Origin of the sequence: Spiroplasma floricola 23-6, from assembly GCF_002813555.1 — a bacterium.
Taxonomy (GTDB): domain Bacteria; phylum Bacillota_I; class Bacilli_A; order Mycoplasmatales; family Mycoplasmataceae; genus Spiroplasma_A; species Spiroplasma_A floricola.
Genome location: NZ_CP025057.1, coordinates 1 through 14,785, shown reverse-complemented (window position 1 = coordinate 14,785; position 14,785 = coordinate 1). Strand labels below are relative to the sequence as shown.

Here is a 14,785-nt window from a genome sequence, read left to right as displayed (position 1 = left end):
TTTTAACATTATATGTCTATTTTATTTAAAACTATTTTGCTTGTTTTATTAAAAATTAAAACATTTTTGTATCTTTCAAAATAATTTACTTTTTTATTTTTATAAATCTTTGAAAGCAGTTTATCATTTACATAGAGTTTAGATTGATATTTCTTTCAATTATTTGTAATAATTATATTTGAATTTTCATTAATATTATTATCAATTAGAAATTTTTTAAAGTTTTCATCTTCAAAATCACTAAGTTCAAAGATATTTATTTCTTTTTTATTTATTATTTTAAATTTATTATAATCCTTCATTAAAATAAAATTTCCTTTTGAGATTTCTATAAAACTTTTATTAGACTTTAATTGTTTTATAATTTCTTTAATAAAGGATTTTTTAGAACAATATATTTCTACATTTAATCCATTATATTCTAGAAACCTAAAAATTAAATACTCGTTTCACTCTTCATTATTATTTAAATTTAATAGATCTAACTCTTTAGAATTTAGCAGTAAGTCAATTTTAATGTTATATTCTTTAATCTTCTCGTTTTTTAAATCAATCTCTTTTATAAAATTATCAAAACTCTTTTCACTTAAATTCTTTCTAATTTTATTTCTTTCATATTTTATATCCGAATTAGTGCTATCAATTATGTAAGAAATATTTTGACTTTTGAGATATTTCAAGATAAAAGACTTTTTATATGAAATAATTGGCCTTATAATTTTTTTATTTTCATAAATGGATTCAGCTCTAATACCATAAAAAGAAACCTTTTTATTATTTTGAGTTTGCATTAAATATGTTTCTATATGATCATTCAAATTGTGAGCAATTAAAATTGCTTGTGCACCATTTTTTTCTAATTCCTTGCAAAAAAAATCATATCTTATTTTTCTAGCTCAAGATTCAAAATTCTGATTTAATTCAGAATAATTTTGATTAATATTTTTGAATATTAATTTAATATTATTTTTTTCACACATTTTTTTTACAAGAGCTAAGTCTTTATTAGAGTCAGTTCTAAAATTATAATTAACATGACAAGCAATAAAGTTTTTTATTCCTCTATCAAGAAGATAATAAAAAAGAAAAACACTATCTGGTCCTCCCGATAGTCCCAAAATATATTTTTTATTTTGTTCTAACAATTTAATCACCGAACTTTTCCAAAATATCTTTTTTGTAACTTCCATCACTATTATGAATATAAAGTGGAGTTAAAATTTTCATACCATCATTTCCATCATTTATAGCTTCAATTAAAACTCTTTTAGCATCTTGATTTTTCTTTGAATATACAAACTGCATTCTTTTAATAGCAAAATTATTTTTTTTAAGTATATATATTATTTCATCAAGTCTTTCGCTTAAGTGAATCATTAACAGTCGCCCACCATTTTTAAGTGCAATTTTTGCACTTTCTATTATTTCTTCTAATTTTATAAAAACTTCATGTCTTGCAGGAGTTAATAGTTCACTTCTTTTATTTAAATTAGAGTTTTTTGCAACCTTAAAAAAAGGTGGATTACAAAATAATAAATCAAATTCATTATTCTTATTTTTAGCAAAATTTTTAATATCGTCATTAATAATTTGAATTTGATCTGAAAGTTTATTTAACTCAATATTTTTTATAGCTATTTCACAAGCTTCATTTTGAATCTCTACTCCCACAATTTTTGCTTTTGTATATTTAGATAAAAGCAAAGGTATAATTGCATTATTAGTTCCAAAATCAATAATACTTTGAAACTTTTTTGAAGGTTTTCAAAATCTAGCAAGAAGAACTGAATCAATACAAAAATTAAACATTTCATTATTTTGAATTATTTTCAGATCTTTATAATTTAAAACACTATTCTCTACATTCATTAAATTACCTCATATATTTTTATAAATAAATTCTCTAAAATAAGATTTATATAATTTGATATTTTTATTTCATTTATTGTATCTAAAATAATTTCTTGTAAATATTTTAAATCCAATTTAACTGATTTTTCAAATGTACTATTAAGAGTTTTCAATATATCAATTTTATTCATTTTCTTAAACTCTATTAAATATTCAAAAAGACCATTTCTATCTTTTTTAGATATAAGATTTAGAATTTTAGACTCCTCAGATTCTTCAAATATTTCATTTTCTAAAGAGAACAATTTACATCTTGATCTAATTGTTGGCAATATTTGATTTTTATCGTTTGTTAAAATTATTGCATAAGTATTATTAGGTGGTTCTTCTAAAAATTTTAAAATTGCATTTGATGCACCTTCACTTAAATTTTCACCGTTAGTTAGAACATAAACTTTATTTTTATTATCTTCAATTCCTGTTGAAGAAAACTTTATTATTAGTTCTTTAATTTCTTCTTTAGAAATTTTATTTACACCATTTCCAATAAAAAGAGTATTTAGATTGTTTTGATTAATAACTTTTAAACATCAGTTACATTTATCATTTTCAATTGATTTATTAGAACAATATATTTGCCTTACAATTTCTAATGATACATTTTCTAAATCTTTTTGATTTTCGCTTGAAATTATTATTGAATGATAAAAATTATTATTTTTTATCATCTCATTAACAATTTTAAATACTTCCTTTTTCTTCATTATTTTTTTATTCTTTCATTAATTGCATTTTCAATTAAGAAATCTACTTGTTGTAAAACTTCACTTATTGGTTTTCTAGAATCTACAACTTTAATTCTATCTGAATTTTCAGATATTAAAATTTGATATGCTTCATAAACTGCTTCATGAAATTTTTGATTTTCTTGTTCAATTCTATCAGCACTTCTTTTTCTATTCATTAATCTTATTTGAGATTCCTTTGGTGTTATATCAAAAAAAATTGTTAGATCAGGTTTTGTTGAACCTAAAACTATATTTTGTAATTCAGTAACATCTGCCATACCTATATTTCTTGCATAACCTTGGTAAGCTGAAGTAGAATCCATAAATCTATCACAGATAACAATTGTTCCTTCTTTTAGAGCAGGCAAGATTATTGAATCTAAATGTTGTTTTCTAGCTGCAACATATAGTAAAGTTTCTGCTCATGGATTTATTTTATTTTTTTCATCAAGAATAATTCTTCTAATTTCTTCTGCTAATGGTTCTCCACCAGGTTCTCTAGTTAGTAAAACATCATATCCTTTTTGAATTAAATTATCTTTTATCATTTTTGCAATTGTTGTTTTACCAGAACCGTCAATTCCTTCTAATGAAATAAATATCATAATATTATCCTCTTAACTCTCTAATTTTTTTCTATTAAGAATAGCATCATTAAGAGTTTCTTGATCAATATAATCAATAACTCCTCCTAAAGGAATACCTCTTGCTATTCTAGAAATTTTCTCAGTTATACTTTTAGCCTTAGTTGCAATATAATTTGAAGTAACTTCTCCTTCAAAGGTTAGATTTAACGCTAACAATAGTTCAATTTCTTTATTAATTCTAACAAATAATTCACTCAATTTTAATTTTTCTGGACCTATATTTTTATTTAAATTTATTTCTCCATTTAAAATATGAATTAATCCATTGTAACTACTGTCCAAAATTTTAATTGCATCCATTTTTGTAGAAACTACACAGATAATATTTGCATTTCTATTTTTATTATCACAGAAACCACATTTATTGTTTTCTTTAAAAAAGAAACATTTTTCACATTCAGTATAAGTGTTTTTAATTTGTTCAAGTAGTTCTTCAAGAGAGTTAATTTTTTCTTTATCAATTATTAAATCAAAAACTATTTTTTCAGCAGCTTTTTTGCTAATTCCATTAATTTTTTTTAATTCCTCTATTATTTTTTCCATTAATTCACAACCTTAATATTTTTAGAGCCCAAAAGTTCTTTAGCTCTTTTCAAATATTCATTTTCTTTTTCATCAATCTCTAAAATTAAATTATTATAAAAGTCGTTCACATTTATTTCTTTATAAGGCTCAAGTTTATTATTTTGTTTTCTTTCCATAAAATCAATTTTAATTTCTGATCATCTTTTTTTATCTATTGAGATAATTTTTAGCTCTTTTCCAAAATATTTAAAAACTGAGTTTCGAATTTTTTCATTTTGCAATCTATTATTTATTCATTTTGAAATAGTTCTTTCTTCACAAACTAAAATTATTGAGTCATTACTTGCAGCAGTAATTTTTGATCCGAAAAACATTATAAAATTTTTAATTAAATCTGAATTTTGATTTATAGACTCTTTACTTAAAATTAAACTTAACTTTTCATCATAATAACTTCTAATTTGCTTATTTGCACCAACAAGAACATTTATTATTTGATCATTTGAAAAATTAATATTTTTTTTGTAAAGAATAGATTCTGAAATTAATAACTTCATTTGCAGTTTTAAAAATTTAGATTCATCTTCAGAACTAAAAAATTCTTCTATATGATTTGCTTCTTCTATATGATTTGCTTCTTCTATATGATTTGCTTCTTCTATATGATTTGCTTCTTCTATATGATTTGCTTCTTCTATATGATTTGCTTCTTCTATATGATTTGCTTCTTCTATATGATTTGCTTCTTCTATATGATTTGCTTCTTCTATATGATTTGCTTCTTCTATATGATTTGCTTCTTCTATATGATTTATTTTCTCAGTTGTATTTATATTTTCATTATTTTGTAATTTTTCAGCATAATTTACCTGATTTTTTAATTGATTAATAGAAAGTTCACCAATTTGTTTTTCAACACTTATAAGTTTATTTTTAGATATAGTTTTCAATATATTAATTAAAATATATTGAAAACTTATATTTGAGTTTTTTGACTTTGTATAGGAATCAGCAATATTGTCTGATAACTCAAACAGTATTTTTATATCTTTATCTTTAAAATATTCAAAATCCTTTTGAGTTAAATTTAATAAAAACTGATAATCATCTGTTAATTTAACTTCAATTATTTCTTTTAAAATATCAAGTAAGCTTAAAGTCATAGTTTGAAAATCTATTCCTTGATTATTTGATGTTTCAAAATAATCAATTATTTCTTTAGAGTTTCCATCAATAACGTTTTTAATAATACTAATTTTTTCATTTTTAGTTGCAATATAAAATATTTTTTTTATGATTTCAGTGGATACTTCATCTCCTGAAATTATTAAAGATTGTTCTAAGTAATTTAATGCATCTCTTAATGAACCATCAGACATATAATATATTTCATCAAGAGCTTCTTTTGTTATTTTTTTACCTTCTTTATTACAAATTTCTTCAATTTTATTTTCTAAAGATTTTTGATCAATTTTTTTAAAATTAAATAATTGACATCTTGAAATTATTGTAGAGGGAATTTTTGAAAACTCTGTTGTAGCTAAAACAAAAATTACATGTTTAGGCGGTTCCTCTAAAGTTTTTAACAAAGCATTAAAAGCAGAATTAGATAACATATGAACTTCATCTATAATGTAAACTTTATATTTAGAAAAATTAGGCATCAATGATACATTTGCTTTAATGTTTCTAATTTCTTCTACACCATTATTTGAAGCCGCATCAATTTCAAAAATATCAGCATGTGAATTATTATTAAACTCATTACAACTTAAACATTCATCACAAGGATTATAACCATTTAGATTTTGGCAATTAACAATCTTAGAAAAAATCTTTGCTACAGATGTTTTCCCTGTTCCTCTTTGACCAGAAAATAATAAAGCATGACCAAATGAGTTTGAGTTTATTTGAGATATTAATATTTCTTTTATTCCTTCATGTCCTGCTACTTGATCAAAATTTTTGGGTCTATATTCTCTATAAAGTGATTTTTTGTTTTCCATAATTCTATACCTCTGTATAAATATTTTACATAGTTATTTTCTCAAATTTGAAAAAAAATCTTTTAATTCTTTTTCAAAAGTTCTTGCCTCATCATCACTACCAATTTTTTTAAAATTTAAATCTGTTTCTAATCTACTATAATTGCATTTTATATTTTCAAGATAATATAGTACTTTTGTTATATTAGATTGCTCAATAACTGTAATACACATTAAACAAGGTTTTAATGTGGTTACCAATGTATAATCAGATAAATTTTTATTTTTTGTTTTTTTAAACATTTTATTTAAAACTCTTATTTCTGCATGGTTAGTAAAATTGTATTTTTTTTGTCTACTATTAAAACATTTAGTTACTATTTTATTATTTTTATCTATTAATAATGCAGATACAGGTACATCTTGACTTTTACTGCATTTTTTTAGCTCTTTTAAAAGCGTATTAAAAATTAATTCCATATAAATTGTTTTTCTCCCAAAAAATAAAAAAGTCACTGTACAGGGCACTAGATTCTTATGGCTGCTACCTTCCGGTCCTGACCAAATTCGAACGTCACCCTTACAATGACAAATATATAATAACATTTTTTAAGTAAAATTGAACCTTTTATTTTTTTTATAAAATTGTTTCACGTGAAACAATTTTATAAAAAAAATAAAAATAATGTTTCACGTGAAACATTATTTAATAAACTCCAAATTATTAAAATACGGTCTTAAAATATCTGGAATAATTAGCTTTTCTCCATCATAATAGTTTTCTATAATAGCTGCAAATAATCTATCTACTGCTAATCCAGAACCATTTAATGTATGAACATATTCATTTTTTCCTTCATCAGTTTTATATCTTGCCATAATTCTTCTTGCTTGAAAATCTAAACAATTTGAACATGATGATATTTCTCTATACTTATTTTGATTAGGGAATCAAACTTCTAAATCATAAGTTTTTGCAGATGAAAAGCCTATATCTCCACCACACAATTCAACAACTCTATATGGTAAATTGAATAATTGTAAACAGTTTTCTGCATCTAATAGCATTTTTTCTAATTCTTCATATGAAGAGTTACTATCTGTTATTTTAACCATTTCAACTTTGTTGAATTGGTGTAGTCTTATCATTCCTTTTGTATCTCTTCCTGCACTACCTGCTTCTTTTCTAAAACATTGTGTAAAAGAAGTTAAGTAAAGTGGTAGATCTTTTTTATCCAAAATTTTATCTCTTACAGTATTTGTTAAAGGAACTTCTGATGTTGGTATTAAATATTGTTCTTCTATTTTATACGCATCTTCTTCAAATTTTGGAAGTTGTCCTGTTCCATACATATTCTCTTTATTAACAATTAATGGAAGTCACATTTCTTTATATCCATTTTGTGTGTGTCTTGTAATTAATACATCTGTAAGAGCTCTAATCATTTTTGCTCCCTTATCTGTATAAACAACAAATCTTGATCCAGATAACTTTGAACCTAATTCAAAATCTACTAAGCCCAGTTTTGAAGCTATTTCCCAATGAGCTTCTCCCCCAACTTTTAATTCTTTTGAACTTCATTTTTTAATTTCAACATTTTCTTCATCATCTTTTCCTAATGGAATGTTTTCATTTGGAATATTTGGAATATAACTTAATTTTAAATTTAAATCATCTTTGACTTCTTTTAAATTTGCATCTAATTTTTCAATCTTAATGCTAATTTCTGAAATAGTATTTTTTAATTTTTCTACTTCTTTTTGATTATTGTCCTTTATAAAAACTCCAATATCTTTTGAGATTTTATTTTTTTGAGATTTTAATTCCTCAACTTCAAAAGTTATTTTTTTTCTAAGTTGATTTAATTTTAAAATTTCATCCATTTCTTTTTTAAAATTTTTATTTCTTTTAGATAGATCTAAACATATTTTTTCAAAATCATTTTCTATTTTATTTATGTCTAACATTTTACTCACCTTTATTTCATTCTAATGTTGCTGCTGTAATTTTTTCATCATGTTCTAAACTAAACCCAATAACTCCTGTAGAATTTCTAGATTGAAGATTAATATCTTGAGCTCCAATTTTTATAATTTTACCTTTTGAAGATACCATTAAAATTTCATCAGTTTCTCTAATAGGAAGAATTGATTTAAATTTACCAGTTTTATTGCTTAATTTCATTCCAACAACACCTTTAGTACCACGACCAAAAATGTTATAATCACTTATAAGTGTTTTCTTTACAATACCCTTTTCCGATATTGTTGCTATACACTCATTTTTATAATTAGAGCATGCTGATACAACAATATCATTTTTATCTAGTCCCATACCCTTAACTCCTCTTGAGGATCTCGACATTGGTCTAAATACATTTTCATTTATCTTAACTATTTTTCCATTTTGAGATGCGATTAAAATTTCAGTTTCTCCAACAGTAGGAATAACTGAAACAAGTTTATCTCCCTCATCTAAGTTAATTGCAATTTTTCCAAAATTATTAATTCTGCTAAATTCGTTAATTTCAACTTTTTTTGCTACTCCATTTTGAGTTACAAATAATAAATATTTATAAACATTTTTTTTATCTTTTAGTGAGAGTATCGATGTTACTTTTTCAGAAGAGTTTATTCCAATAAAGTTAATTACTGGTACACCTCTAGCATTTCTTGAGAATTGAGTGATATTATAACCTTTGATTCTATAAATTTTTCCTTCGTCTGTAAAAAATAAAACATCATCTTTAGTTTTACCAATTTTAGCTATAACAAGATTATCATCTTGGTTGTTGTTAATGATAATACCTTTACCACCACGTTTTTGCGTTTTGAACTCCTCATTAGATAATCTTCTAATATAACCTTGTTCAGATAGAGTAATTAACATTTGTGAGTCTTGAATTAACTCTTCCTCATCAATTTGAGTTTCATCTTCTTCAATAATTTTTGTTCTTCTTTCATCTCCAAATTTTTGAGCAATATCTTCAAGTTGTTCAATTAAAAGATTATTTTGTTTTTCTTTTGATGCTAAAATTTCTTCTAACTCAGAAATTCTTATTTCAATATTTTTAATATCTAGTTCAATTTTTTCTCTTTCTAATCCAACTAATCTTTGAAGTCTCATATCTAATATTGCTTTTGATTGTTTTTCATCAAAACCAAATTCTTCAAATAATCTTTGATGTGCTATTTCAGTTGTTTTAGATTCTTTAATTATTTTTATAATTTTATCTATATTATCCAAAGTAATTCTAATTGCATTCAAAATATGTAATCTTGCATTTAATTTATTTTTTTCAAAAATACTTCTTTTAACAATAATTTCGATTTGATATTTAACATAAAATTTAATTATATCTTTTATGTTCAAAACAACAGGGATTCCATTATTTAAAGACAACATATTAATTGCAAAACTTGATTGCAAATTCGTATACTTATATAGCTTTTTAATAATTAATTGTGGATTAGAATTCTTTTGAAGTTCAACTACAATTCTAATACCTTCATAGTTTGATTCATCTCTAATATCTGATATTCCACTTATCAATTTATTTTTATAAAGTTCTGCTATTTTTTCAACAATTTTTAATTTATTAGTTTGATATGGGATTTCACTAATAACAATTCTTTGACCTTTATTAGTTTCTTCAATATCAATTTTAGATCTAATAATTAAATTACCTCTACCAGTTTTATAACCATCAATCATGCTTTTTCCATTTGTCATTAAAGCTCCTGTTGGAAAATCTGGTCCTTTAATGTATTTTAAAATATCATCAATAGTAATTTGATCATCTTTAATATAAGCAACAATTGCTTGAATAACTTCTCTTAAATTATGAGGTGGTATATTTGTTGCCATACCAACTGCAATACCAGTTGCTCCATTTACTAAAAGATTTGGAAAATAACCTGTAAGATATTTTGGCTCTTTTTCAGAGGCATCATAGTTGTCAACAAATGGAACAGTATCCATATCAATATCTTTTAATAAAACTGATGCAATTTTTGCAAGTCTTGCTTCAGTATAACGCATAGCAGCAGCTCCATCACCATCAATTGACCCAAAGTTACCATGTCCTTCAACAAGAGGATATCTATATGAAAAATCTTGCGACATTCTTACCATAGCTTCATAAACTGAAGTATCTCCATGTGGATGATATTTACCTATAACTTCTCCAACAATACGTGCAGACTTTTTATGAGGTGTATCTGATGTTATTTTTAAATCATTCATAGCGTAAATAATTCTTCTATGAACTGGCTTTAAACCATCTTTTAAATCAGGAAGAGCACGACTAACAATAACGCTCATTGAATATTCTAAAAAATCTTTTTCTACTTCATTTTTAATATCCATTTCCAAAATACGGCCATGCTTAATATCGCTCATTTTTTCACCTTCTTTTTTTTTTTTTTTTAAATATCTATATTTTCTACAAATTGAGCATTTTCAGTAATAAATTGTTTTCTTAAATCAACATTTTCTCCCATTAAACTTGAGAAAACTTCATTTGCAAGAAAAGCATCTTCTACTTTAATTTGTATCATTGTTCTTCTATTTGGATCCATTGTTGTTTCTCACAATTGAATTGGATCCATTTCTCCAAGTCCTTTATATCTTTGAATTGTATATTTTAAATCTTTATATTTTTCTACTTTTAGTTGTTCTAATTCCATATCGTTATATGCATAATCCATATTATTTTTTCCAGCATCAATTTTATAAAGAGGAGGTTGAGCAATATATACATTTCCATTTAAAATTAATTCTTTCATATATCTATAAAAGAATGTTAATAGTAAAACTCTAATATGAGCTCCATCTACATCTGCATCAGTCATAATTATTATTTTTCCATATCTTAGTTTTTTAAGATTAATATCTTTTTTAACACCAATACCAACTGCTGCTATAATTGATTGAATTTCATTATTATCAAATACTTTTGATTGTTTTACTTTTTCTACGTTTAAAACTTTTCCTCTTAGAGAAAGTATAGCTTGAGTTTTTCTATTTCTACCTGTTTTTGCACTTCCACCAGCTGAATCTCCCTCAACCAAATATAGTTCACATTCTTCTATGTCTTTAGATTCACAATCAGCTAATTTTCCTGGAAGTGAAAAATTATCGATTGCAGATTTTCTTCTTGTATCTTCTCTAGCTCTTTGTGCTGCTTTTCTTGCTTTTTGAGAAATTAAAACTTTTTCTATTATTTTTTTGGCATCATTAGGATTTTTTAATAAAAATTCTTTAAATGCTTCATTTAAAACATCTGAGACTGCATCTTTAGCATCATTATTAGAAAGTTTAGCTTTTGTTTGTCCTTCATATAATGGATCTCTGTGTTTTATAGAAATAACAGAAACAATTCCTTCTTTTAAATCATCTCAAGTAAATTTATTACCTTTAAAACTTTTTGAGTCATTTACATATGAGTTAATTGATTTTATAAGTGAACTTTTAAATCCTTCCTCATGTGAACCACCTTCAGATGTAAAAATATTATTACAAAATGAAAATACATTTTCATCGTATGTTTCATTATATTGAATTGATACTTCAACTTCAATGTCATTTGAACTACTAGACACATAAAAAATTTCATCATGTACTTTTTCTTTTCCACTATTAATTTCTTTTATATAATCTTTAATTCCATCTTCAAAAATATAGCTTATATATTTATCTGTTCTTTGATCATATAAATTTAATTTAAGTTTTTTATTTAAAAAAGCTAATTGTCTAATTTTTCCTTGAACTACTTTAAAATCAAATTCTGTAGTTTCTTTAAAAATTTCTGGATCTGGTTTAAATTTAATAATTGAACCATTTGAGTCCGAAATTCCTATCACTTCAATTTCAGTTGCTTTAGTTCCACCTTCTGAAAATTTTTGATAATAAATTTTTCCATCTCTCAAAATCATTGCTTCAACATACAAAGAAAGTGCATTAACTACTGATGCTCCAACTCCATGCAGTCCACCTGAAACTTTATAAGTAGACTCATCAAATTTACCACCAGCATGTAAAACATTAAAAATTGTTTCTAAAGTTGTTTTTCCAGTTTTAGGATGTATATCAACTGGAATACCTCTACCATTATCTTGAATTATAATTTCATTATCTTCAGTTATAAAAATAGATATTTCATTACAAAAACCTGCTAATGCTTCATCAACAGAGTTATCTAATACTTCTCAAATCATATGATGAAGACCTGCTTTATTTGTATTTCCAATATACATACCAGGTCTTTTTCTAACAGCTTCCAGCCCTTCAAGAACTTGAATTTGGCCAGCTCCATACTTATTATTTTCCATAATAAAATACCTCTCACAAACTTAATTATATCATTTAAGTCAGTCAAAAATGTAGTCTAGTTATGAGTTAATTTGAAAACATAGGTAATATTATTTGACTTAGGTTAATATCTTCTGATGAAGAAATTACTATTGGCTTTTTAGAATCAATTAAATTAATTTCTATATTTTTTGTTTCAAAAGTTTTTAAAGAGTCAATTAAATATTTCGAGTTAAAACAAATATTTTGTTCATCCAATCCCTTTAATTCAAAGTCTTTAAAAACTTCTTCAAAACTTCCTATTTGATGAATATTAGATTTAATAAAAATACTATCATTGTTTAAAATTAAATTTACAACTGTTGAAGCATTATCTTCACTTGGAATATCTGCTCTAGAGATTAATTTAAAGAATTTCTTATTTTCCATATATAATGTTGTATTAAAATCAGTTGGAAACACTGCATTCACATTTGGAAATTGTCCTTCTAATATTATAGTTTGAAAGATTGTATTATTAATTATAAAAGTAACATGACTTTCTGTTGAAACAATTTTACATTCACCTTTTTCAGGAAGTAACTTAATAATTTCTAAAATACTTTTGTGAGGAATATTTGTTTCAAATTTTTCAGGAATTTTATCTAATATATTAGTTCTTTTTCTTGAAACTCTAAAACCATCTGTTCCTGTAATATAAAACATTGAATCATCTAATGAAAAATTTAATCCAGCTAATACTATTTTCTGATTTCATTCATTAACCGAGATGATTGTTTGATTAAGACTCTTTTTAAGATCCATATTATTAACAACTACAGTGTTTCCTTTTTCTCTAAAAGCAATTAAAGGATAATCAGTATAATTTAAAATATTAAGTGAGAATTCTGATTTTTCTCCTGATAAAAAAACAAGATTATCTTCAACACTTGAAATATTAATAGTTTCATCATCCATTCTTCTTAAAATTTCAATAAAGTATTTTCCTCTTATTAAAATTGAACCAGTTTCTTTAATTAATAAATCACTAGTTCCTATATCTATAATTGTTTTAATAGACATAGAAGTATTAGAAGATATTAACGATACTTTGTCAGCTTCAACTTCTAATAAAATTCCAGATAAACTAGGTGTTGGTGTTTTTGCATCAATAATTCTATTACATTTATTGATTTCTTCTATAAACACTAATCTATTTATACTAAAAAACATTTAAATACCTCCATATTTATTAATAATTATTTATATTATTATTATGCTCTTAAATTGTGGATAACTTTAAATAAGCTAAACAAATAAAGAGAAATATAAATTAATCTTATCACTTATTAACTCTTAATAAAATTAAGAAGTTATTTCCTTTTTAATTTTATTTATAGTAGCTTTAAAAATTTTATCTTCAGCAACTATCTTTTTAATTTTATTACATGCATTAATTACAGTTGTATGGTCTTTACCACCAAATAAAATACCAACTTCTGAGTAGTTTTTTTTCATTAATTCATTTGTTAAATACATTGAAACATGTCTTGCAAGAACAACACTTGATACTTTATTTTTAGCATCAATTGATTTAACATTAACACCATAGTTTTGAGCAACAACATTTTTAATCTTTTGTACAGTTATTTCTCCTCCAGGAGCATATGAATAATCTTCAAGTAACTTTTGAATTGTATCTAATTCAATAATTTCATTAATAGTTTCCTTTTCTTGAATTAATTTAAACTCAATTTTATTAATAATTCCTTCGATTTTCCTAACATCTGATCCAAAATGAGATGCGATATACTTTTTTGAATCTTCTCCAAGTTTTAAATTTGCTACTTGCATTTTATATTCAATTATTTTTAATGCAGTATCTAAATCTGGAGTTTCAATTTTTACACTTAAACCCTGATTAAATCTTGAAACAAGTCTTTTATCAAAACCATTTAAAAGTTCAGGGAATTTATCTGAGGAAATTACTATTTGTTTTCCTTCTTCTATGAAAGTATTAAATATATTAAAGAAAATTTCATTTGTTTTACCGCTGTTTGCCAAAAATTGAATATCATCAATTAATAACACATCTATTTCAGTCATTTCACTTTTAGTTTGTTCTATTTCTTTAAAACCACCTAATAATGAATCTAATATTTCTCTTCTAAAGTCATTTGAAGCATAATATTTAACAATTAGATCACTGTTTATATTGCTCAATTCATTGCTTATAGCCTTAAGCAAATGAGTTTTTCCTAGCCCTGAATCTCCGTAAATAAATAAAGGATTTCATTTATTTCCTAAATTATTAATAACTGCTTTTGAAGCATTATAAGCTTCACTGTTACTTTTTCCTGAAATAAAACTATCAAATATAAACTCTTTTCCATTATTATTTTTCTTTTTATTGGTAATAATTTCATTTATTTTTTTTTCTTTTTTATATTCTTCTTTTGATAAAAAGACAATTGTAGTATCTTTTTCCAAAATACTACTTATTTTTTGTTTAAGTTCATTACCAATATTTTCTAAATAATATTTTGAAAGATCTTTGTTGACAACAATAGCCTTTTGATTATCAGAAAGATCTTCAATTGAAGCGTTTTTAACATACTCTTCATATACATTTGGCTCTATTAAGTCCGAAGAAATTAGTCATTTTTTAATTTCTTTTCATAAGATTGTGTTAGTCAT

General features: G+C 24.0%; 12 protein-coding genes and 1 other RNA gene. All 13 read right to left on the bottom strand.

The window, feature by feature from the left end:
* Window positions 1-8 precede the first annotated feature (8 nt).
* The 13 genes from tilS to dnaA all read right to left on the bottom strand — a co-directional run bounded on the left by tilS (window position 9) and on the right by dnaA (window position 14,785).
* Window positions 9-1,154 (bottom strand): tRNA lysidine(34) synthetase TilS, encoded by a 1,146-nt coding sequence (tilS, locus tag SFLOR_RS00065; RefSeq protein WP_169919174.1) that lies wholly within the window; start codon window positions 1,152-1,154, stop codon window positions 9-11.
* The gene (locus tag SFLOR_RS00060) at window positions 1,147-1,869 is read right to left on the bottom strand and encodes a tRNA1(Val) (adenine(37)-N6)-methyltransferase (protein ID WP_100916070.1); all 723 of its coding nucleotides are present in this window, start codon (window positions 1,867-1,869) and stop codon (window positions 1,147-1,149) included. Before SFLOR_RS00060 ends, tilS begins: the two co-directional genes overlap by 8 nt.
* Window positions 1,869-2,615 carry a hypothetical protein gene (locus tag SFLOR_RS00055; protein WP_100916069.1) on the bottom strand — a complete coding sequence of 249 codons (747 nt, stop codon included), beginning with the start codon at window positions 2,613-2,615 and terminating at the stop codon, window positions 1,869-1,871. Before SFLOR_RS00055 ends, SFLOR_RS00060 begins: the two co-directional genes overlap by 1 nt.
* On the bottom strand, window positions 2,615-3,244 hold the full coding sequence (gene tmk / locus SFLOR_RS00050; RefSeq protein WP_100916068.1) for a dTMP kinase: 630 nt from the start codon (window positions 3,242-3,244) through the stop codon (window positions 2,615-2,617). Before tmk ends, SFLOR_RS00055 begins: the two co-directional genes overlap by 1 nt.
* A gap of 12 nt (window positions 3,245-3,256) precedes the next feature.
* Window positions 3,257-3,829: a toprim domain-containing protein gene (locus SFLOR_RS00045; protein ID WP_100916067.1), complete on the bottom strand. Its 573-nt coding sequence runs from the start codon at window positions 3,827-3,829 to the stop codon at window positions 3,257-3,259.
* A complete protein-coding gene (gene dnaX, locus SFLOR_RS00040) occupies window positions 3,829-5,817 on the bottom strand; it encodes a DNA polymerase III subunit gamma/tau (RefSeq protein WP_100916066.1) in 1,989 nt (662 codons plus the stop codon). The genes SFLOR_RS00045 and dnaX overlap by 1 nt, the downstream gene beginning before the upstream one ends.
* Window positions 5,818-5,850: 33 nt before the next feature.
* On the bottom strand, window positions 5,851-6,276 hold the full coding sequence (locus SFLOR_RS00035) for a nucleoside deaminase (protein WP_100916065.1): 426 nt from the start codon (window positions 6,274-6,276) through the stop codon (window positions 5,851-5,853).
* A 19-nt stretch (window positions 6,277-6,295) separates the two neighbouring features.
* An RNA gene (ffs, locus tag SFLOR_RS00030) (signal recognition particle sRNA small type) lies at window positions 6,296-6,393 on the bottom strand.
* Between the two features lie 105 nt (window positions 6,394-6,498).
* Window positions 6,499-7,764: a serine--tRNA ligase gene (gene serS, locus SFLOR_RS00025; RefSeq protein ID WP_100916064.1), complete on the bottom strand. Its 1,266-nt coding sequence runs from the start codon at window positions 7,762-7,764 to the stop codon at window positions 6,499-6,501.
* A gap of 1 nt (window position 7,765) precedes the next feature.
* Window positions 7,766-10,198, bottom strand: coding sequence for a DNA topoisomerase (ATP-hydrolyzing) subunit A (gene gyrA, locus SFLOR_RS00020; RefSeq protein ID WP_100916063.1), 2,433 nt, complete (start codon window positions 10,196-10,198; stop codon window positions 7,766-7,768).
* 26 nt (window positions 10,199-10,224) lie between these two features.
* Window positions 10,225-12,129 (bottom strand): DNA topoisomerase (ATP-hydrolyzing) subunit B, encoded by a 1,905-nt coding sequence (gene gyrB / locus SFLOR_RS00015; RefSeq protein WP_100916062.1) that lies wholly within the window; start codon window positions 12,127-12,129, stop codon window positions 10,225-10,227.
* A 67-nt stretch (window positions 12,130-12,196) separates the two neighbouring features.
* Window positions 12,197-13,321 carry a DNA polymerase III subunit beta gene (gene dnaN, locus SFLOR_RS00010; protein WP_100916061.1) on the bottom strand — a complete coding sequence of 375 codons (1,125 nt, stop codon included), beginning with the start codon at window positions 13,319-13,321 and terminating at the stop codon, window positions 12,197-12,199.
* A gap of 132 nt (window positions 13,322-13,453) precedes the next feature.
* Window positions 13,454-14,785: a chromosomal replication initiator protein DnaA gene (dnaA, locus tag SFLOR_RS00005; RefSeq protein ID WP_100916060.1), complete on the bottom strand. Its 1,332-nt coding sequence runs from the start codon at window positions 14,783-14,785 to the stop codon at window positions 13,454-13,456.